This window comes from Mycobacterium sp. 5-140-3-2, assembly GCF_035666375.1.
GTDB classification, from domain to species: Bacteria; Actinomycetota; Actinomycetes; order Mycobacteriales; family Mycobacteriaceae; genus Mycobacterium; species Mycobacterium intracellulare.
In genome coordinates this window covers 2,850,831-2,870,100 of the sequence record NZ_CP142025.1, presented here as the reverse complement: position 1 = coordinate 2,870,100, position 19,270 = coordinate 2,850,831, and the positions used below count along the sequence as shown (strand labels likewise).

Below are 19,270 nucleotides of genomic sequence, written 5' to 3'. Positions count from 1 at the left end.
GGCCACGGTCCGCTCGGGTCTGCGCGGCGCCTAGCCGCCGAGGCCCTTCTTGATGGCCGCGTCTTGCTTCTGGCCGACATCGCTGACGAAATCTGGCGGGGCCAGCGTGTCGGTCGGGCCGTCGAACTGCAGCGTGGCAAGCGCCCGCCCCTCGGTGAAGAGCAGGATCACCACACCCTTACTGCGGTCGGGTGCGTTTCCCATCAGCATCGTTCCGCCGGTCCCGACGTTCGACGGTTGCGTGGTCGGATCTTTGACGACGCCGCCCTGCTGGCCCTTGGCCGCGTTCAACGCGTTCGTCGCCGCCTCGGGATCGTCGTAGACGGCGATGGTGACCTTGATGGCATGGCTGCCGTCGTCGTCCTTGAAGGTCGTTTCGACGCCCGGCTTCCCGTTGGGATTGCTGGTCGGGGGAGCGGCGGTGAAGGGAACCGGCGCGCTGATGTCGCTGGCCTGGATGAGCAGCCTGGCGTAATCGTTGGGCTGTGCGGGTCCTGCCGACGACGGCGGCGCCGAGCTGGCGCCGCTGGGGGCCGAGGTTGCCGAGGTGGGGGATCCGGTCTTCGACGTCGATGGTTGCGACTTGTTGTTGCCGCAGCCGGCCACCGACACCGCCAGTGCCGTCGTCGCCGCGACACCCGCGATCAGCGCTCGTGAAATCCTCATCGCATCGAGCTCCCTTCCAGGTCTTCCCGGCGACAACGTCGGGCCCGTCCTTCGAATCGCACAGTACATTGCTCCGCGGCGGGGGACGCTGCGGAGCAATGTACTGGGTGCCGGACGGGCTACTCGAGTTGGTCGCGCAGGCAGCGCAGCGTGTTTGCCAGGATGCGCGAGACCTGCATCTGCGACACCCCGATCCGCTCCGCGATCTGGCTTTGCGTCATCGATTCGAAGAACCGCATACGCAAGACGTCGCGTTCGCGTGGCGGCAGGGTGGCAACGAGGGCCCGCAGCGCCTCGCGGTTGGTGATGTGCTCGATCTGCGGATCGATGTCGCCCACCGAGTCGGCCACCGAGCGCGGCGTTCCGGAACTATCGGCGCCCAGCGGTGCGTCGAGGGAATCGAGCCGGTAGGCATCGCCGGCGACGAGGCATTCGACGATCTCCTCCCGCGGAACCTCGAGCATCTGCGACAGTTCGCCCGCGTTGGGCGCGCGCCCGAGCTGCTGGGCGAGATCGGCGGTCGCCCTGCTGATCTGCACGTGCAGTTCGCGCAACCGCCGCGGGACACGCATCCCCCAGCTGTAGTCGCGGAAATAACGCCGGACCTCGCCCATCATGGTGGGGACGGCGAAACCGATGAAGCTGGGGCCCTTCGCAGGGTCGAACCGGTTGACGGCGTTCATCAGGCCCAGGCGCGCGACCTGAATCAAGTCCTCGAGACCCTCGCCCCGGCGGGCGAAGTGGCTGGCCACGTGGTCGGCCAGCGGCAGGCAGCGGGCGACGATGTATTCGCGCTGGCGGGCGTACTCGTGCGACTCGGCCGGCATGCGATGCAGCGCCACGAACATGTCGACTACGTCGTCGTATGAATCGTCGGATTGTCTGGCGGGCGCCGGAGCGGGACGGGTTGGGGCAATCGTGTGGGTCATCGTGCCGCGCACCTTGTGTTCACTCGATGAATCGTGTAAACACCTGCGCGAGAACAAGTTTGCATTGCTGACTCACTTTCCTGAGTCTATGCAGAAAGACATCGCGGGAATCCCGCACGGTCGCCTCCACTGCATCCTGATCCGCGGGACTTGTCGATTACCCACCGCACACGCGCTACCAACGGGGAATGACTCTCGGGGTGTGTGATCGCCGGAGTCAGTACCAAGCTCAGTAGCCATTGGGGCTAACTGGCCGCTTTGAGCTAAACGGCGACATGTCCAGAAGCGGACTTCATTGGAGACTATACGCCCCCGCGCATCGCACGGCGACCCGTTCCGGTGGGGCTTCGCGCCATCACTTAACTGTTTCCTCGTGCACTCGTCAACGGTCAGCAATCCCCGGATCCGGGGCGGCCGGACGGGACCTGACGTGCCCGCATGGCGCCGAGCTGCGGTGTCGCGAACTTTCCCCGACCGACGATCTAGGGGGCGGCATTCGTCGGCAAACGGAATCGGCGGCCAATCCGATGCCCTTCGCCGCCGATTGCGCTCCGCCTTGGGTCAGTTGCGGGGGGTGCTTGAAGCGCCACCGCTCAGCCGTGTTTGGAGAGCGTCGGGCCGGGGCGCCCACAAGATGATCGGGGTCGATGCTCGCTTCGGTATCGTTCGCCTAATGTTTATCATCCAATCGAGCGGCACGCCTCGCACCGATAACGAGAGCCTTTCGCGCGCAATGCTTTACGCCGAGCTCGGGACGTCTTTCTCCCGGAGCCGTCGGTGACTGGATCCGGCGCGCACGCCCTGCTGGAAGGGCGCGGGGTGGCGGTGTCCGGTGGCAGTCGCGGCATCGGGCGTGCGGTCGCCGAACTGCTGGGCGGCCTGGGCGCCGGTGTGGTGGTCAACGGGCGTGACCGGCACGCGGTGGAGGAGACGGTCGCCGCGATCAGCGCGGCGGGCGGGCGGGCCACCGCGGTGGTGGGCGCCGCGAACGACGAGCGGGTGGCCCAAACGCTCATCGACGAATGCGTCAGCGTGTTCGGGCGACTGGACACGCTGATCAATTGCGCCGGAATCGCCGAGCCGCCGGGCTCCTCTATCCTGAACATCTCGGGGGCCGAGTTCGAGCGGCTGATCGGCGCGCACCTGGGCACGGCGTTTCACACGTGCCGGGCCGCCGCCCCGGTCATGGCCGCGCAGGGGCACGGCGCCATCATCAACACCAGTTCGGTGGCCTTTCTGGGCGACTATGGCGGGACCGGCTACCCCGCGGGTAAAGGCGCCGTCAACTCCCTGACGATGGCCATCGCCGCCGAACTGAAGCCCCACGGCGTGCGGGCCAACGTGGTGTGTCCCGGCGCCCGCACACGGCTGTCCACGGGGCTCGAATACGAAAGACATATCGAAGATCTGCACCGCCGCGGGCTGCTCGACGAGATGACCATGCGGGCCTCGCTCGACAGCGCCCCGCCCGAGTTCGTCGCCCCGCTCTACGCCTATCTCGCCAGCGACTTGGCGCGTGAGGTGACGGGCCAGATCCTCGTCGCCGCAGGCGGTTTCGTCGGCAGCTTCGACCGCCAGACGCCGCGCGTGCTCGGTTATCGCGATCACCATGAGTCCGGACCGTGGTCGGTGGCAGAGGTGCACACGATGGTCGGCGCCGCGACGAAGGCGCGATGAGCGGCGGCACCGAGCGACGAAAAGCCGCCGCCTGCCGCCTAATCCGGCCGGCCGCGTCGTTTACGGACGAACGCACTCGCGGCATGCAGCACCCCGCGGAACGCGTAGGCGGCGGCGACCGACGACAGGACGATCAACAGAATGAACATGGGCAGCCAGCTGCTTCTGGCATGGCTCACGTTCCACCAGACGATCGTGAACAACACCGCGCAGAGCAGCAGCACCACGTCTCGCCAGTTGCCCTGGTAGGACAGTGCGGCCCGGCGCAACGCGCGGCTGCGGTCGGCGGCCTCGACCATGTCGTCGATGCGGGCGTCGATGGTCCGCTGCAGATCGGCACGCCGGTCGGTGGCGTCCGGGGGTAATCGGTCCAGCAGGTCCATGTCCTGTTTGATCATTCCTCGATAGTCGGGACCCTTGAACTGCCCGGCCGCGACCGCGAGCATCACGCCGCCGAACACAGGCGCGCTATCGAGTGCGATTTGTCCCAAGCCCACCATTGCGGCTCCTTGATCGGGTTGTCGTCGACGTCGACTCGTCGAGGATCGCCGAACTCCACGACCAGATCAACCGGCCGGCCGGCCGGACATATCGATGGAAACGTATGGTCACCGACCGCCGGTGCCCCGGCGGGTCCGGTACGCGGCCGACTTCGACCGTCCCGGTCAGGACGCCTTCGACGAGCGCCGGCGCGTTCGCGGCGGCTCGGCGGTGCCCAGCGCATCCATCGTGCGGACCAGCTGCGGGTAGGCGATCGCCGGCCCGATCCAGCGGGTGAGATAGCGCCGCAGATCGGCGCCGCTGCGGGGCGGCCTGCCCGGGTCGGCGAGAAAGGAATGCAGGACCCGCAGCGAGAACTCGTTCAGCTCGTCCAGGCCCGCCTCGTCGAAACCGTAATGCTCCCAATCGATGTCGTAGCGATGCAGCATCGACCGACCGAATGCCAACGCGGTATCGGAGATGATCGAGACCTTCTGGCCACCGCGATGGCGCTGGTTGAGGACGAATTCGACCTGATTGTCCGAGGCCAGCTCCTCGATGGCGAAAGCCATTCCCTCGGTGATGGCCACGACGGGGTCGGTAACGCCGTCGAGGTGCGCCGCCATGCGATCGAGGAAGCCGTCGGCCGAACGCATCGCGGACGCCACCAACAGCGCCTGGGTTCCGGGGAAGTATCGGTAGACGGTCTGGCGGGTGACGCCCAGCGCCCGGGCGACATCGGCGATCCGCAGCGCTGAACCGCGTTCGTCGATGATCTTGTCGGCGGCGTCGAGGATGCGCTCGATCGCCTCCGCGTCGGAAGCCGGCGTATTTCCTGCCCAACCGTGGCTGCGCATGATTTACCGAACGGCAAACCGGTAGGCGGTGATCCCCACAGCTGGATCATAGCGTCCGCCGCCGCACTGTCGTTGCTGGCTAATCGGCGCGTGGCGCGCCGATAACGAGGCCAGACACTATGCCCGGTATGTATGATCACTGCGGATCCAGCAGGCAGGGCGCCTGGCAGAGGGAGGCCGACCGATGCAGTACGACACCGTGATCACCAACGGGCGCTGGTTCGACGGGACTGGAGGACCCTCGGCGGTGCGGGACATCGGTGTGCGTGACGGCCGCGTCGTTGCCATCGCCAAGGGGCTCGACACGGCCGGCGCCGACGTCATCGACGCGACGGGCCAGTGGGTGATCCCTGGCATCATCGACATCCACACTCACTATGACATCGAAATCCTTTGTGCGCCAGAGCTTTCCGAATCGCTGCGGCACGGCGTGACGACCGTGATGCTGGGATCGTGTTCGCTGTCCACCGTTTACCTGGACAGCGTCGATGCCGGTGACATCTTCGGCCGGGTCGAAGCGATTCCCCGGCGCTATGTCATCGAGCACCTCGGTGCGGCGCGCTCGTGGACCAATCCCACCGAATACGTGGCCGAACTCGAACGCCTCAACCTCGGTCCGAACCTCGCGGCCTTCATCGGGCACTCGGATCTGCGCGCCGCGACGATGGGCCTGGATCGGGCGACGCGCAAGGACGTGCGGCCGTCCGCCGCGGAACTCGCCCGCATGGAATCGATGCTGAACGACGCGCTCGATGAGGGGTTCGTCGGGATGTCTTCGCAGCAACTGCTGTTCGACAAGCTCGACGGCGAGGTCTGCAGATCGCGCACGCTGCCGTCGACGTACGCGTCCCCGCGCGAGCTGCGCCGCCTGAACGCGATCCTGCGGCGGCGCGACAAGATCCTGCAGTCCGGCCCCGACATCAAGAACCCGCTGTCGGTGGTCTCGCAGCTGCTGACGTCGCTCGGGATCCGCCGGCGCCGCCTGAAGACCAGCCTGTTGTCGGCGGCCGACATCAAGGCCATCCCGTTCGTCATTCACGTCATGGACCGCCTCGCCCGCGTCGTCAACGCCCTCGGCGGCGACTTCCGCTGGCAGCATCTGCCGGTGCCGTTCGAGGTCTACGCCGACGGGATTTCGTTGGTGGTGTTCGAGGAGTTCGGCTCCGGCGCCGCGGCGCTGCACCTGCAGACCGAGATCGAACGCAATCAGCTCATGCGTGACGAGGAGTATCGGCGCAGGTTCCGCAAGGACTACGACAGCAAATACGGGCCCCGGGTCTGGCACCGCGACTTCTTCGATGCCGAAATCGTGGCCTGCCCAGACGAGTCCGTCATCGGCAAATCATTCGGGCAGGTCGGCGTGGAGCGTGGCGGCGTGCACCCGGTCGACGCCTTCCTCGACTTGGTCGTCGAACACGGCGAAAAGCTGCGCTGGCGCACCACGATCTCCAACCACCGACCCGAAGTCCTCAAGAAGATGGCCCAGAGCCCGACCATCCAGATGGGGTTCTCCGACGCGGGCGCGCATCTGCGCAACATGGCGTTCTACAACTCCGGACTGCGGCTGCTGCGGCACGCGCGCGACGCCGAAAAGTCCGGCAGGCCGTTCATCTCGATGGAGCGCGCCGTGCACCGGCTGACCGGCGAGCTCGGGGAGTGGTACGGCATCGACGCCGGGACGCTGCGCGAGGGTGACCGCGCCGACATCGTCGTCATCGACCCCGACAAGCTCGACGAGTCCCTCGACCGCTACGCCGAGCATCCGGTCGAGTCCTACGGCGGGCTGTCGCGGATGGTCAACCGCAACGACGAGACGGTCACGGCCGTGCTGGTGTCCGGGAAACTCGCGTTCGCCGCCGGCAAGGCCACGCCGGCGCTGGGCAAGGAACGATTCGGTCGGTTCCTGCGGGCGGGGAGCCCCTCCCGAAACCTCGCCGCCACCGGGTAGGTAGGCGGCGCGCCGAGCGAATACGCCTGGGCCGCAGGGGTCTTCACGCCACCGAGGCGCCCAGGATGAGGTTGACGGCCTCGTCGAGTTGGCCGGCGATCTCGGCGAAACTGATGAACCGGGCCGTCATCAGCGCACCGGAGAAGGTCATCTGCAGCGTGGACTTCACCGCACGCGGCCAACCCGGCCCCAACGCGGCGCCGATGCGCCTGGACACCTCCTCGCCGATCTGTTCGCGCAGCGGCGTGACCGCCGGATCGTCGGCCATCAGGGCCGCGCCGCACGCGGCGGTCAGCTCCGGCTCGTCGGCGACCACCACCGCCATATCCCGCAGGGTCGCGCTGACCCGGGTCTTGGTCGTCTCGTTGACGTCGGTGTGCAGCGGCAGGTCGCGCAGGAAGCGCAGGTACACCGCCGCGACCAGCGCGCTTTTCGACGGGAAGTAGGTGTAGGCGCTGGCCGGGGACACCCCGGCACGAGTCGCCACGGCGCGCATCGTCAGGTTCGCGTACGACGTTTCCCGCAGCTCCTCGAGCCCGGCATCGAGGACTTTGCGAATCGTCTGGCCCGGCCGGCGATCCGACCTGCGGGCGGCCCCGGCGGCGGCTTTAGCGGCAACGGCCTGGAACGACGCCTCGTTGGACACCCGTCCAGTCTAGGAAGGCGCCGCGCCACCAACAACTTCCGTTCATCGCGGTCGTCTCCACCGCGCGATGCCGCTAGCAGACAACTGTCCAGAAGACGCCGGGTCCTAGAGTGTCGCGTATGGGCGAATCGGACCGGCAACGCTGGGACGAACGGTACGCCGCGAAGGCGCCGCCGTCGCTGGATTCGGTTGGGCCGCCCGGTGTTTTCGCGGGCCACGCGCGGGAGTTTCCCACCGCCGGCACGGCGCTCGACCTGGCCTGCGGGCAGGGAACCGGGTCGGCCTGGCTGGCGTTGCGGGGCCTGCACGTGCTGGGGCTGGACATCTCCGCGGTGGCGGTCGCCCACGCGCGGGAGTTGGCCCGGCGTGCCGCGGTGGCCGACCGCTGTCGCTTCGACGTCGTCGATCTCGACAACGGTCTGCCGGCGGGCGCGCCCGCCGATGTCATCCTCTGCTGCAAGTTCCGGGACCGCCGTCTCGACCGTGCGATCATCGAACGCCTGGCGCCCGGCGGGCTGCTGGCGATCGCCGCGCTCAGCGAGGTGGGGGCGTCCGCGGGGCCGTTTCGCGCGGCGCCCGGCGAGCTCACCGCCGCGTTCGCCGAACTGACCCCGATCGCCGCCGGCGAGGGAGCGGGCCAGGCCTGGCTGCTGGCGCGCCGCTGACCCGTTCCGGACCTCGACTATCTGGTGCTTCCTTGTGGGCGGCTCGAACGGCGACGATCCAGCCGACGCGTCGCGGTGGCGCCGTGGTGCGATGTCGCCGCTTCGGCGGGGGAACTGGTCTTGGGTGACCGGGTGTTGGTCCGCCGACGCCGGTTACCGCCGGTGTTCTGCCGATGCTGGCGCGCGGGAACATTGGCGGGCACCGGGGCCTGATAGGGCGCAACCTCACCCACGAGCGCCTGCACCGCCTCCGACATCGCGGTCACCTGCTGGGGAGCGACTGTGATGCCGGCCTTGCGCAGCAACTCCCGGGTGTCTTGGCGCTGCTCGGGCAGCACCACCGTGACGACGTCACCGGCGCTCCCGGCCCGCGCGGTGCGCCCGGACCGGTGCAGGTAGGACTTGTGCTCGCTGGGCGGATCGATGTGCACGACAAGCTCGACCTCGTCGACGTGTACACCACGCGCGGCGATATCGGTCGCCACCAGCACCCGGGCGCTGCCCGCGGCGAACCTCGCCAGGTTGCGCTCCCGAGCCGGCTGAGACAGGTTGCCGTGCAAGTCGACTGAGGGAATGCCAGATTCGGTGAGCTGCTTGGCGAGCTTTCGCGCTTGGTGCTTGGTGCGCATGAACAGGATCCGGCGTCCGGCGCCGGAGGCGAGCCGGTGCACCAGTTCCTTTTTGGCCTGCGCACTGTCGACGTGGAACACGTGGTGTGTCATCTCGGATACCGGGGAGTTGGCCTCGTCGACGGAGTGCGAGACCGCGTCGCGGAGGAACCGGGTGACGAGCTTGTCGACGCCGTTGTCCAGGGTCGCCGAAAACAACAGGCGCTGGCCACCATTCGGCGTCGCGGCCAGGATCCGCGTGACGCCGGGCAGAAAACCGAGATCGGCCATGTGATCCGCCTCGTCGATCACGGTGATCTCGATCGCGTCGAGGCTGATCAGACGCTGCTTCATCAGGTCCTCGAGGCGGCCGGGGCAGGCGACGACGATGTCGACGCCGGATTTGAGCGCGGCCACCTGACGGGTCTGCGAGACGCCGCCGAAGATCGTGGTGACCCTCAGGCCACACGCAGCCGCCAACGGCTCGAGCGTCGCGGTGATCTGCGTCGCGAGCTCGCGGGTGGGTGCGAGCACCAACCCCGAGGGCCGTGCGGGGCGCCGGTTTCCGCGGGAGAGGCGGCTGACGAGGGGAATCGAGAATGCGAGGGTCTTTCCGCTGCCGGTTTTCCCGCGGCCGAGGACATCTCGGCCGGCGAGTGTGTCGGGCAGGGCTTCCACCTGAATCGGGAATGGGTGTGTTATGCCGCGCGCTGCGAGCGCACTGACGATGTGTTTGCCCACGCCGAGATCGGCGAAAGTCTTGTCGGTAGTCACTTTTCGGTGCCTTTCAGGCATCGGTGGTGCCGCGCCGGAGACAAGGAGGTCACGCGGGCATCGGCACGAAGGTGGCGAGATTGCCGGGTGGCAAAATCGATCGCCGCGAGACCAGCTAGTGCGCGATGCACGGTCATCGAGGTGTCAAGCGCGATCTTCATCGCTGGCACCAGTGGGATGAGGAAGCGTTCCACGACGGTGTTGGCATGCAGTGTTGTGAAGCCAACGTTGCCGCCAGCGTAGCGCATCGCCGACCGAAGCCTCTCATCAGCAGCGAAAAACACGCGCTGTTGTGCTGCAACTCACTATTTGCGATGACGTCGCTCAGGATTCCAGCCTGGCGCGCACGGCGGCCAGCCTCGCCTCGAGTTCGGATTCGTCGATGACGCCGCGCGCGACGAGCGAGTGGGCCAGGGCAACCAGCCGGTTCTCCGGGTAGGGCAGTTCGGCGTAGACGGTCGCCGACAGCGTGTCCTCATCCTCCCGCCGCTCGATGAACCCGAGGGCCTCTGCGCCGCAACGGCTTTGGTCGATCGCATCACAAATGCCGTCGAGACTCGTCTGCCAGGGCGGCACCGGGTTGTCGACCCCGTACTTCGCCGCCATGCGACTCCAGACCTGGTTGCGCGCAACGATTTTCGTCAGCGGTGCGACGGTAGAGTCCTCGATGGGACGTGGGGTGTGCGCGGTGCTCATCGGAAGCTCAGGGCGCTGCGGGATGGACGGCGGCGCGGGTCCGGGTGACGGCGTTGGTCGTCACGCCCGGCTTGGGCAGCGCGACACCGATCAGGCAGTCGCGCGTGACGATCTCGGCGAGTTGCTCCTCGGTCCACCCCTGCGTTCCGTCGGGGCGGACGGGCAGCACCATGAAACGGTGCTTCTGGTTGGAGTCCTCCACCCGGATCTCGACGTCCTCCGGCAGGATCAGGCCGAACTCCGCGAGCACCTGGCGTGGCCAGCGGACGATGCGGCGGCGATAGTTGGGCGTCCGGTACCACTCGGGGGAGTTGCCCAGAATCGGCCGCGGATAGCACGAACACAGCGTGCAGACGATCACGTGGTGCAGCGTCGGGGTGTCCTCGAGGACGTGCAGAGCCGTGAAGTCGCTGGGCGTCCCGAAGCCGGTCGGTTCCAGCCAGTCGACCCCCACCTCCTTGCTTGCGGCGAGCGGGTCCGAACGGACCAGCTCCTTGTAGTCGGCGTCGAGCCAGGCCCGCGCCACCAGGTGCGCCGCGGGGGTGGGGCCGATCTGTTCGGCGAACTCGGTGAAGCGTCGATGCTCCTCCGCGGTGAAAAGGCCCTTCTCGATGCACAATTCGCGCAGCGCGATCTCGAGGACTTCGAAGTCGGTGATCTCGTCCACCATGGGCGCTGCGGTGCGCTCGTGATCGTGTTCGTCGGCGCTCATTCGTGGTCCTTTCTTCCGAAGCCGCAGCCGTGGCTAGGCCGATTCGAGCCACCGTTCCGGGATCTCGGTCTGCAGGGTGTCGTTGCCGGGCCCGGTGTAGCCGTGCCACAACTGGGAGAGGTTGAACCGGACGATGTAGAACCACTCGGGCCGTTGGTCCGGGCCGTCCCACGTCTCGTCCTCGGCGGCGGGGCTTTCGTAGGACACGACCGCGATCTCGCCCGTCGCGCCGCGCACATACTCCTGGGTGCGGGTGTAGAGCAGCACGGGGAGATCGCGCACCACGACCCTGTCGCCGACGCTGAACTTCGGTGCGCCGGCCTGCCCGGCATACACCTGGGGGTCGCCCTTGCCCACGGCATGGACGTGGTGGCGGTTGCGGTGGACGGGTGCGGGATCGCCCTCGAACTTCGGCGTCGCCGCCGAGGGCTTTCCGCGCAGGCCGTCGGCGTAGCGTGCCTTGACTTCGGCCATGCGTTCGGCCAATTCGCTCAACCCGATGTGGTGCTTTTCGGTGAGTACGCGTGCCACCGCCAGCAGCCAGCGCCCGTAATAGGGCAGGCCGAGATAGATGGTGCGGCCGAGATCGACGTTGCCCATCCGGCGCCGTTCCTCGGACAGCCAGATCCCACGCCAGCCGAGCACCTCGCACAGGACATACGTGTTGTGCTCCCAGATCTCGTACTGCTTGTTCTCGTACTCGATCGGGGCGTCCGGCTCGCCGCCGACGTCGTGCGGGGTCTTGACATAGGCGGCGAATCGCTCGTGGTCGATGAGATCCGGTGTGGGAGCGTCCGGAAGTTCGGGATAGGCGGATTTGAGCCGGGCCACCAGATCCAGCTGTTGCACCCGGTCGAGAGGAGTCGCCATACCAGCCCCATCCGTCGTCACTGCGCCCCAGTACAGCTCACTCCTCGCGTCGCGATCGCGCAACCGTCAAATCAGCGGCGCGCGGGGCGCGGGAGGGTATGGTCCGACCATGGAGCGTCGCGAGCTCGAAGCGGTCATCTATGAACGCGAACCGCCGATTGCGCGGATCATCCTGAACCGGGCGGACAAGGCCAACACCAAAGACGCGATCCTGGTCACCGAGGTGGACGACTGCCTGCACGAGGCCGACCGCGACAAGGACATCAAGGTCGTCATCCTCAAAGCCAACGGCAAGGGATTCTGCGGTGGGCACGTGGCCCGTTGGGGCCCCGACGAAAACCCGTATCCGGATTTCGGCGAGACGTTCGAGGATCTCTACAAGGGCACCGCCGACCTGTTCCTGTGGCCGACGTTGTACCTATGGGAATTTCCCAAGCCGACCATCTCGCAGATCCATGGCTATTGCATGGGCGGGGGCATCTATCTCGGGTTGCTCACCGACTTCTGCGTGGCGTCCGAGGACGCGTATTTCCAGATGCCCCTTGCCCAAAGCCTCGGCGAGCCCGGCGGGCACACCATGATCGAGCCGTGGCTGCTGATGAACTGGCACCGCACCATGGACTGGCTGCTGCTGGCGCCGACCCTGTCCGCGCAGCAGGCCCTGGACTGGGGTCTGCTCAATCGGGTGGTGCCACGCGATCAGCTCGAGGACACCGTCGAGGAGATGGCGCGCAGGATCGCCCAAATCCCGCTGACCACACTGATGGCGGTCAAGAACAACGTCAAGCGCGCCTGGGAATTGATGGGCATGCGGGTGCACCTGCAAGTCAGCCACATCCTGACGAACATGGTCGGCGCCGCCTCCGATGTGCAGGCGCGGCGCGCCGAGCTCATGCGGTCGGGCATGAAGCCCCGCGAATTCGTCGACCGCGGCGAAAACGAGTCCCCGCCAACGTGACGGCAGTGTCACGTTCGGCGTCGAGCGTGGCGACAGTGTCACGTTCGGCGGAAATGCCCGCCTGACGGGTCCTTTCGCCGTTACTTGCCGGCGGCGTGGCGGGCGGCGACGTACCCGAACACCATCGAGCTGGCGATGCTCGCCCCGGCACCCGGATAGGTCCGCCCCATCACCGTGGCCGTGGTGTTGCCGGTGGCATACAAGCCCTCGATCACCCGATCCCGTTGGTCGAGGACTTGTGCGTGTTCGTTGGTGATCACGCCCCCGCAGGTCCCGACGTCGGACGGGAGTACGCGGGTCGCGTAGTACGGCGCGGTGTCGAGCGGCCCGATCGCGGCGTTCGGCCGATACCCCGGATCGCCGAGGCAGTCGTTGTAGGCCGATTGGCCGCGGCCGAAGTCCGGGTCCAGCCCCTTGGTCGCGTACCGGTTGAACCGCTGGATCGTGCGGGCCAATTCGTCGGCGGGAAGGCCGATTTCGCCGGCCAGCTCCGCGATGGTCGGCGCGCGCTTCACGGCGCCGGACTCGATCAGTTCCGGCGGCAACGGCTGGTTGCGCTTGAGCGGGTTGGCGCTGGTGACGTATCTGCGGACGTATCCCTCGTCGAAGATCATCCAGCAGGGCACGGCCTTGTTGGCGTACATCGCTTTGCCGACCTCGACGTAGGAGTTCGACTCGTTGCAGAACCTGCGGCCGCTCGGGTCGACGTAGATGGCGCCGGGTCGCTGGCGGCCCGAGCCCAGCGAGGCGGCGACCGCGCCGCCGTTGGCGATGAAAACCGAAGGCAGCCACCAGGCCTCGTCGAGCAGATCGGTCTTGGCGCCCAAACGCATCGCCGCCTCGAGCGCCTCACCGGTGTCCCCGGCGTTGGCGATCGACCACTGCCCTTCGTTGGGCTGGTCGCCGCTGTAGCGGCGGCGCATCTCCTTGTTGTGGCCGAATCCGCCCGCGGCCAGCAGGACTCCCTTGCGCGCCTCGACGTGCAACGGCGTGCCGTCGCGCACGATGCGCGCGCCCACCACCCGGCCGTCCTCGACGACGAGGTCGGCCATCGCGGCGTTGGTCCACAACGGGGGGTGCCCGTCGCTGAGATCCGTCAGCGCCTTGAGCATTTGACCGATCAGCGATGCGCCGTTGGTGAGGATCTGGCGCCGGCGGGCACGCGCGGCCGCGGTACGCAGGAACACCCGGGCCGCCACGGCGAAGGCGCGCGGTGAGCGGTTGAAGTATTGAACCGACCGCAATTCGTTGGTCAGCACCACGTATCCGTAATTCTTGGCCAGCGGCGGCTGCACCTTGTCGCGCCAATCACCCAACTGTGCGGCGTCGAAAGGGATGCCCTCGACCGCGCGGCCGGACGCGTTGCCGCCCTTGTGGTTCGGGTAGTAGTCGCTCCAGCCCGCACATCGGATCAGTCGCACACCCTTGCGGATGAGGAAGTTGATCATCTCGTGGCCGGCCCGCAGGAACGTTTCGCGCCGCTCGGGCGAGGACGCCGCGCCGATGTCGCCGACCACGTCGGCCAGGTAGGCCAGCCCGTCCTCGTGCGAGTCGGCGATGCCGTCGGCCCGCATCAACGGGTTGTTCGGCAGCCAGACGATGCCGCCGGACAGCCCCGTCGAACCGCCGACCAGTGACTGCTTTTCGATGATGAGGGGTTCGAGCCCGCAGTCCAGGGCGGCCAGGCCGGCGACCATGCCGCCCCCGCCGCTGCCCGCGATGAGCAGGTCCACGGAGCGGTCCCACTGCGGGCTCATCGCGCCTCCACGGGGCTCGTCGTGAAGCCGAGATCGGCGATCGGCACGTCGATGGTCGTGTTGGTCTTCTGGATCGCGGGCACCAGCGCGTCGTACGGCAGCCCGGCCAGGAAGCCGTCGATGACACGCTCGAAGTTGGAGATCAATCCTTCGATCTGGTTGGACAGCCGCATGAAGTCAAAGCCCTTGGAATGCAGCCCCTTTTGTTGCCTCGGCAGGTTGGAGAAGTCCTGGGCGGGAATCGGCGGCCAGCGCGGGTCGTCGGGCGCCATCGGTACCGGGGGCGTCGGTTTACCCGCCGATGCGTCGTTGGGAAACCGGGTGAGGGACCAGATCTCGAACAAGGTGTCCTCGGGTCCCAGCGGCCGGATCCGGTACGACGACGCGCTGCTGTAGGTCGGCAGGATGAAGTAGTGCGGGAAGGCGAACCCGATCGCGTCGGTGATGCCGCGGCGGACCAGCTCATTGAGGTCGGGCATGCCGCTGCCGCGCGCGCGATGCCAGGCGACGACGGCGTCGTTGAGGGCGCTGCGCCACGCGGCCATTGCCGCCGCCGGGTCGGGCGGCAGCTCGATGTTCTGCAGGCCCTCGGCGATCCGGATGTCGTTTTCGTGCGTCATCCCGCCCATGCCGTCGCCGAGGGTGCGCATGAAATACAGGCTGCTCGCGACGACCGGGTGCACCGTCGCGGCGACTTCACCCGGCTGCGCGGACGGCAGCAACTGAGGATGGGTCTGCGGGACGTGATAGCCCTCCATGAACGCCGCCGCGGCCAGCTTCCAGTTCACGGGCAGCCGGCACGATTGCCACCACTCGACGCGCAGCGAGTCGACCTGCCAGGCGTCGTAGACCGACGCGAACGGCTCCATCCAGTCCCGCAGCGCCGGCGCGTCGTCGTCGAGGTTGATCCACGCGCAACCGCCCCAGAGCTCGCATCGCACCGCCACCAGCCGAAGGTCGTCGGCGCTCAGGTTTTCCTCGGCGAACGCTTCGGGACGCAGCACGAACGTGTTGTGGCCGTCGAGGCCCCAGCACCAGCCGTGGAACGGGCACACGAAGGTGCGCCGATTCCCGTTGCCCTCCACCAGCTTCACGCCGCGATGCCGGCAGGCGTTGTGATACGCGCGCACGGTGTGGTTGTCCACCCGCGCCACGATGACGGACTGGTCGAGGATTTCGTATTCGACGAAGTCGCCGGGCTTGGGGATCTCCTCGAGCCGGCACGCCATTTGCCACATGCGGGGCCACAACATCTCGGCTTCCAGCGCGTAGAACTCGGGGTCGTAGTAGCGCTGTTTGGGGATCCGATCGGCGGTCCGAACCGCCCACGGTACGTTCCTAGCGTTCATAGCCATCCTCGTTCACACGATCCGCGATACCCGTCCCTGCCAGTACCGTTCGCGGATGCGCCTCTTGTAGAGCTTTCCGTTCGGGTCCCGCGGCAGCTCCGCGTCGAATTCCACGCTGCGCGGGCACTTGTAGCCGGCCAGGCGGGCCCGGCAGTAGTCGATGAGTTCGGCTTCGAGCTCCGGTCCCGCGACCACGCCGTCGGCGGGCTGCACGACGGCCTTGACCTCTTCGCCGAATTCCTCGTTGGGGACCCCGAACACGGCCGCGTCGACCAGCTTCGGATGCATGACGAGCAGGTTCTCCGCCTCTTGCGGGTAGATGTTGACCCCGCCGGAGACGATCGTGAACGTCGACCGGTCGGTGAGGTACAGGTAGCCGTCTCGGTCGACGTATCCCATGTCGCCGAGCGAGCGCCAGCCGCGGTCGTTGCACACCGACGCGGTCTTGGCGGGGTCCTTGAAGTACGCGAAGTCCGGTCCACCTTCGAAATACAGCTCGCCCGATTCGCCGACGGGGAGCTCCCGCCCGTCCTCGTCGAGCACGTGCACCGGGGCCATCGGGATGCCCACCGAGCCGGGGTGGGCGAGCCATTCCCGTGGCCCGATCGTCGTTCCGGCGAATCCTTCGGTCCCTCCGTAGTATTCGTGGATGATCGGTCCGAACCACTCCATCATGCGGCGTTTGACGTCGACGGGACAGGGCGCGGCGGCGTGGATGACGCACCGCAGGCTCGAAACGTCGTACCTGTCCCGGACTTTCGCGGGCAGCTTGAGCATGCGCACGAACATCGTCGGCACGAACTGGGCGTGGGTCACCCGGTGCTCCTCGATCAGCCGCAGCACGGTCTCGGCGTCGAACCTGCGCAGCAGGATCGATGCGGCGCCGACGCGGTTGGCCGCCATGGTGTAGTTCACTCCGGCCGCGTGATACAGCGGCGCGGGGGACAGGTACACACTCGAGGGGCTCATCCCGTATTTGTGGATCAGCGCCAGCTCCAGCACCGCCTGCGCCCAGGACCCGTTGCCGTCCTCGGGCAGCGGCCGCCGCACCGCCTTGGGGCGCCCCGTGGTGCCCGACGAATACAGCATCTCCGACCCGTCCGACACCGGCGGCGCTTCGCCGGCCGAGGCCAGCGCGTCCTCATACGACTGCCAGCCGGCCATCGACCCCCCGACGGCGATGTGGGTGATCGGCGCGGCGTTGGCGGGACGGAGGTGTGCGGCCAGTTCGGGCATCGAGGCGTCGACAAAGACTGCTTTCGCGTCGGAGTCGTCGATGACGTAGGCGACCTCGTCGGGGATGAAATGGGTGTTGACGGGGGTGTAATAGAGGCCGGAAAGCTGCGCGCCCCAGGTGATTTCGAGGAATTCGGCTCTGTTCGGCAGAACCAGCGCGATGCCGTCGCCGCGACGCAGGCCGGCGTCGTGCAGCAGCGCGGCGACCCGCCGGCTGCGGGCATGCAGCTGGGCGTACGAGATCGCGTCACCGTCCGCGACGATGAGTGCCGGCGACTGAGCGGCACTGCGGGCGTGGTCGGCGATGTTCACCGGCAACCCTTAAGTGGTTGCGGCGCCGTCGGTCTGGGCGGCCGCGGCGGCCTGGCGGCGGGCGTGCTCGGAGGGCAACACCTTGTCCTTGAAGACGGTCTGAATCAGCTGCTGCACGTCCTTGCTGATCGAGGCGAGCGCGACGAGGTCGTTGGAGCTCTGCCAGTGCACCCGCATGCCCATCAGCTCCCAGGCCCGTTTGAGGTTGGCCTTGGTGAGCATCAGCGTCGTCAGCGGCGCCTGGGCGATGTGGCGGGCGATCGCGTCGACCCGGTCGTCGAGGTCCTCACGCTTGACCACCTCGTTGACGAGGCCGACTTCCAGCGCCTTCCTGGCGTCGATCACCTCGGCGGTGAACAGGTAGTAGGCGGCGCGCCGCCAGTTCATGAAAACCCATGGCTCGATCGAACATTCGCCCGACGGCATGCCGAACCCCTGCAGCGGCGGGTAGGAGAAGTAGGCGTCCTCGGAGGCGATGACGATGTCGGTGGTCAGGCCCATGTGCGTGCCGCCGCCCACGCAGTAGCCGTGCACCTGGGCGATGGTGGGTTTGGAGAATTCCCACAGGTTCAATGTCGGCTTGACGAACAAGTCGCTCTGGGCTTTCCACGGATGGCCGGTGACCATAGCGTTCTCGACGAACGACGGGTAGTCGACGGCGTTGTTGCCGATCGCGTGGCCCGAGCAGAAGCCCTTGCCGTTGGCCTTGAGGATGAGCACCTTGATGTCGTAGTCGCGGTCGGCATCGGCCAGCGCCGCGTCGACCTCCTCGGCCAGCTTCTGGTCCTGCGCGTTGGCCTTCTCCGGCCAGTTCAGGGTGACGCGGGCGATGGGGCCGTCCTTTTCGTAGATGATTCTCTCGCGGGTCTCGTTGAGATCCATGGGATACCTTTCTTCGTTATGACGAGATGACGCCGATTTCGGCGCCGATGTCGTAGGTGGTCCCGACCTGGCCCGTCCACCGCACGGTCCCCGTCGCCCCCGCTTCGATCTCCTGCTCGACCTTCTCAGTGGCGATGACGTAGATCGGCGTGCCCGCCTCGACGTGTTCGCCGGCGCCGACGAGCAGCCCGGTCAGTTCGGCCTCCGAGACCGCCACCGAGACCCGGGGGATGCGAATGATGAAGTCAGCCATGCACCTTCGCCCTCTCGCAGGTGCGCAGGGCCGCTTCGACGATCCGCGCCGGCGACGGATACACCTGGGCCTCGAGCGCCGCCGCGGCCGGGTTGGGGACGAATCGCGCGGCGACCCGCTCGACCGGCGCGGCGAGCTCGCCGAAGAGTTGTGCGTGCAGGATCGCGGCGATCTCCGCCCCGGGGCCCGCAAATTGCACGGCGTCATGGACGATCACGGCTCGGCGCGTGCGGCGCACGGACCCCACGATGGTGTCGACGTCGAGCGGCACCAGGGTGCGCAGGTCGATCACCTCGGCGCTGACACCCCGCTCGCCCAGCGTGTCCGCGGCGCTCAGCGCGTCGTGCACGCAGCGGCCGTAGGCGATCACGCTGACGTCGGTGCCCGGCCGCTTGATGTCGGCCTGCCCGAGCGGGATGGAGAACCCGGGCTCGGTGGGGACGGGGCCCTTCCTGCTCTGCAACCGAATCGTTTCGACGAACAGGCACGGATCGGGGTCGAAGATCGCCGCGGTCAGCAGCCCCTTGCCGTCGCGTGGGGTGGAGGGCACGATCACCTTCATCCCGGGGATGTGCATGAACCACGCCTCGAGGCTCTGCGAATGCGTTGCGCCCGTGGCCAATCCGGCATATACCTGGGTGCGGACGGTGATGGGCGCCGACGTGCGCCCGGCGGTCATGAACCTCAGCTTGGCGGCGTTGTTGATCAGCTGATCGGCGGCGATCCCGATGAAATCCATGATCATGATCTCGGCGACGGGCAGCAGCCCGTCGATCGCCGCGCCGATGGCCGCGCCCACGATCGCGGCCTCCGAGATCGGCGTGTCCAGGACGCGGTCGTGGCCGTACTTCGTCGACAAGCCCGCCGTCGGCCCGGAGGCGCCGGGATCGGCGATGTCCTCCCCGAGCAGGAACACCCGTTCGTCGGCCGCGAGCGCCTGGTCCAGCGCGAGGTTGAGCGCCTCGCGCATGGTCATCTCCTTGTCGTCCATGCGC

At 67.5% G+C, this 19,270-nt stretch carries 20 protein-coding genes; 4 read left to right on the top strand and 16 right to left on the bottom strand.

Annotated elements, in window-relative coordinates:
* Positions 1–30: 30 nt before the first annotated feature.
* On the bottom strand, positions 31–666 hold the full coding sequence (locus P6281_RS13530; RefSeq protein ID WP_014382659.1) for a hypothetical protein: 636 nt from the start codon (positions 664–666) through the stop codon (positions 31–33).
* A gap of 119 nt (positions 667–785) precedes the next feature.
* Entirely contained in the window at positions 786–1,595 is an 810-nt protein-coding gene (locus P6281_RS13525) for a SigB/SigF/SigG family RNA polymerase sigma factor (RefSeq protein ID WP_036396576.1), read from the bottom strand.
* A gap of 777 nt (positions 1,596–2,372) precedes the next feature.
* Here P6281_RS13525 and P6281_RS13520 point away from each other — a divergent pair.
* Complete coding sequence (locus P6281_RS13520; protein ID WP_014384806.1) at positions 2,373–3,272, top strand: SDR family NAD(P)-dependent oxidoreductase; 900 nt, start codon at positions 2,373–2,375, stop codon at positions 3,270–3,272.
* Between the two features lie 38 nt (positions 3,273–3,310).
* Here the strand turns inward: P6281_RS13520 and P6281_RS13515 are convergent, their stop codons facing one another.
* Together P6281_RS13515 and P6281_RS13510 are read right to left on the bottom strand one after the other, a co-directional pair.
* A complete protein-coding gene (locus P6281_RS13515) occupies positions 3,311–3,772 on the bottom strand; it encodes a hypothetical protein (RefSeq protein ID WP_041784983.1) in 462 nt (153 codons plus the stop codon).
* A gap of 165 nt (positions 3,773–3,937) precedes the next feature.
* Positions 3,938–4,609, bottom strand: coding sequence for a TetR/AcrR family transcriptional regulator (locus tag P6281_RS13510; RefSeq protein ID WP_014380218.1), 672 nt, complete (start codon positions 4,607–4,609; stop codon positions 3,938–3,940).
* A gap of 184 nt (positions 4,610–4,793) precedes the next feature.
* Between P6281_RS13510 and P6281_RS13505 the strand changes: the two genes are divergently transcribed.
* Entirely contained in the window at positions 4,794–6,557 is a 1,764-nt protein-coding gene (locus tag P6281_RS13505) for an N-acyl-D-amino-acid deacylase family protein (RefSeq protein ID WP_202377438.1), read from the top strand.
* Between the two features lie 43 nt (positions 6,558–6,600).
* On the opposite strand, the gene P6281_RS13500 is transcribed toward P6281_RS13505, so the two are convergent.
* Positions 6,601–7,203, bottom strand: a complete 603-nt coding sequence (locus P6281_RS13500; RefSeq protein ID WP_009952430.1) for a TetR/AcrR family transcriptional regulator — start codon at positions 7,201–7,203, stop codon at positions 6,601–6,603.
* A gap of 119 nt (positions 7,204–7,322) precedes the next feature.
* On the opposite strand from P6281_RS13500, the gene P6281_RS13495 reads away from it, so the two are divergent.
* Positions 7,323–7,868 (top strand): SAM-dependent methyltransferase, encoded by a 546-nt coding sequence (locus P6281_RS13495; protein WP_014384802.1) that lies wholly within the window; start codon positions 7,323–7,325, stop codon positions 7,866–7,868.
* A gap of 17 nt (positions 7,869–7,885) precedes the next feature.
* Here P6281_RS13495 and P6281_RS13490 read toward each other — a convergent pair whose 3' ends face one another.
* The 5 genes from P6281_RS13490 to P6281_RS13470 form a co-directional block, all read right to left on the bottom strand.
* Entirely contained in the window at positions 7,886–9,250 is a 1,365-nt protein-coding gene (locus tag P6281_RS13490; RefSeq protein WP_201358675.1) for a DEAD/DEAH box helicase, read from the bottom strand.
* Positions 9,247–9,498, bottom strand: coding sequence for a hypothetical protein (locus P6281_RS13485; RefSeq protein WP_014384800.1), 252 nt, complete (start codon positions 9,496–9,498; stop codon positions 9,247–9,249). Before P6281_RS13485 ends, P6281_RS13490 begins: the two co-directional genes overlap by 4 nt.
* Positions 9,499–9,574: 76 nt before the next feature.
* Positions 9,575–9,946, bottom strand: a complete 372-nt coding sequence (locus P6281_RS13480) for a thiocyanate hydrolase subunit beta (RefSeq protein WP_014384799.1) — start codon at positions 9,944–9,946, stop codon at positions 9,575–9,577.
* A 7-nt stretch (positions 9,947–9,953) separates the two neighbouring features.
* Entirely contained in the window at positions 9,954–10,658 is a 705-nt protein-coding gene (scnC, locus tag P6281_RS13475; RefSeq protein WP_009952436.1) for a thiocyanate hydrolase subunit gamma, read from the bottom strand.
* Positions 10,659–10,691: 33 nt separating this feature from the next.
* Entirely contained in the window at positions 10,692–11,528 is an 837-nt protein-coding gene (locus P6281_RS13470; protein WP_163708578.1) for an SH3-like domain-containing protein, read from the bottom strand.
* A gap of 109 nt (positions 11,529–11,637) precedes the next feature.
* On the opposite strand from P6281_RS13470, the gene P6281_RS13465 reads away from it, so the two are divergent.
* On the top strand, positions 11,638–12,486 hold the full coding sequence (locus tag P6281_RS13465) for an enoyl-CoA hydratase-related protein (protein WP_009952438.1): 849 nt from the start codon (positions 11,638–11,640) through the stop codon (positions 12,484–12,486).
* Positions 12,487–12,566: 80 nt separating this feature from the next.
* On the opposite strand, the gene P6281_RS13460 is transcribed toward P6281_RS13465, so the two are convergent.
* From P6281_RS13460 to P6281_RS13435, 6 genes are read right to left on the bottom strand one after another with little or no spacing between them, the layout of a single operon-like run.
* Positions 12,567–14,243, bottom strand: coding sequence for an FAD-binding protein (locus tag P6281_RS13460; protein ID WP_324738377.1), 1,677 nt, complete (start codon positions 14,241–14,243; stop codon positions 12,567–12,569).
* On the bottom strand, positions 14,240–15,592 hold the full coding sequence (locus P6281_RS13455) for an aromatic ring-hydroxylating oxygenase subunit alpha (RefSeq protein ID WP_014384796.1): 1,353 nt from the start codon (positions 15,590–15,592) through the stop codon (positions 14,240–14,242). The genes P6281_RS13460 and P6281_RS13455 overlap by 4 nt, the downstream gene beginning before the upstream one ends.
* 12 nt (positions 15,593–15,604) lie before the next feature.
* Entirely contained in the window at positions 15,605–17,140 is a 1,536-nt protein-coding gene (locus tag P6281_RS13450) for an acyl-CoA synthetase (protein WP_202349198.1), read from the bottom strand.
* Positions 17,141–17,149: 9 nt separating this feature from the next.
* Positions 17,150–18,022: an enoyl-CoA hydratase-related protein gene (locus P6281_RS13445; RefSeq protein WP_008257091.1), complete on the bottom strand. Its 873-nt coding sequence runs from the start codon at positions 18,020–18,022 to the stop codon at positions 17,150–17,152.
* A 16-nt stretch (positions 18,023–18,038) separates the two neighbouring features.
* On the bottom strand, positions 18,039–18,275 hold the full coding sequence (locus tag P6281_RS13440; protein ID WP_008257090.1) for a biotin/lipoyl-containing protein: 237 nt from the start codon (positions 18,273–18,275) through the stop codon (positions 18,039–18,041).
* The gene (locus P6281_RS13435) at positions 18,268–19,266 is read right to left on the bottom strand and encodes an alpha-ketoacid dehydrogenase subunit beta (protein ID WP_324738376.1); all 999 of its coding nucleotides are present in this window, start codon (positions 19,264–19,266) and stop codon (positions 18,268–18,270) included. Before P6281_RS13435 ends, P6281_RS13440 begins: the two co-directional genes overlap by 8 nt.
* Positions 19,267–19,270 lie beyond the last annotated feature (4 nt).

Excerpts from the sequence above, each read along its gene's own strand:
- P6281_RS13530 (WP_014382659.1), bottom strand. The coding sequence starts at position 666 with ATGAGGATTTCACGAGCGCTGATCGCGGGTGTCGCGGCGACGACGGCA.
- P6281_RS13525 (WP_036396576.1), bottom strand. The coding sequence starts at position 1,595 with ATGACCCACACGATTGCCCCAACCCGTCCCGCTCCGGCGCCCGCCAGA.
- P6281_RS13515 (WP_041784983.1), bottom strand. The coding sequence starts at position 3,772 with ATGGTGGGCTTGGGACAAATCGCACTCGATAGCGCGCCTGTGTTCGGC.
- P6281_RS13510 (WP_014380218.1), bottom strand. The coding sequence starts at position 4,609 with ATGCGCAGCCACGGTTGGGCAGGAAATACGCCGGCTTCCGACGCGGAG.
- P6281_RS13505 (WP_202377438.1), top strand. The coding sequence starts at position 4,794 with ATGCAGTACGACACCGTGATCACCAACGGGCGCTGGTTCGACGGGACT.
- P6281_RS13495 (WP_014384802.1), top strand. The coding sequence starts at position 7,323 with ATGGGCGAATCGGACCGGCAACGCTGGGACGAACGGTACGCCGCGAAG.
- P6281_RS13485 (WP_014384800.1), bottom strand. The coding sequence starts at position 9,498 with ATGCGCTACGCTGGCGGCAACGTTGGCTTCACAACACTGCATGCCAAC.
- P6281_RS13480 (WP_014384799.1), bottom strand. The coding sequence starts at position 9,946 with ATGAGCACCGCGCACACCCCACGTCCCATCGAGGACTCTACCGTCGCA.
- scnC (WP_009952436.1), bottom strand. The coding sequence starts at position 10,658 with ATGAGCGCCGACGAACACGATCACGAGCGCACCGCAGCGCCCATGGTG.
- P6281_RS13470 (WP_163708578.1), bottom strand. The coding sequence starts at position 11,528 with ATGGCGACTCCTCTCGACCGGGTGCAACAGCTGGATCTGGTGGCCCGG.
- P6281_RS13465 (WP_009952438.1), top strand. The coding sequence starts at position 11,638 with ATGGAGCGTCGCGAGCTCGAAGCGGTCATCTATGAACGCGAACCGCCG.
- P6281_RS13460 (WP_324738377.1), bottom strand. The coding sequence starts at position 14,243 with ATGAGCCCGCAGTGGGACCGCTCCGTGGACCTGCTCATCGCGGGCAGC.
- P6281_RS13455 (WP_014384796.1), bottom strand. The coding sequence starts at position 15,592 with ATGAACGCTAGGAACGTACCGTGGGCGGTTCGGACCGCCGATCGGATC.
- P6281_RS13445 (WP_008257091.1), bottom strand. The coding sequence starts at position 18,022 with ATGGATCTCAACGAGACCCGCGAGAGAATCATCTACGAAAAGGACGGC.
- P6281_RS13440 (WP_008257090.1), bottom strand. The coding sequence starts at position 18,275 with ATGGCTGACTTCATCATTCGCATCCCCCGGGTCTCGGTGGCGGTCTCG.
- P6281_RS13435 (WP_324738376.1), bottom strand. The coding sequence starts at position 19,266 with ATGGACGACAAGGAGATGACCATGCGCGAGGCGCTCAACCTCGCGCTG.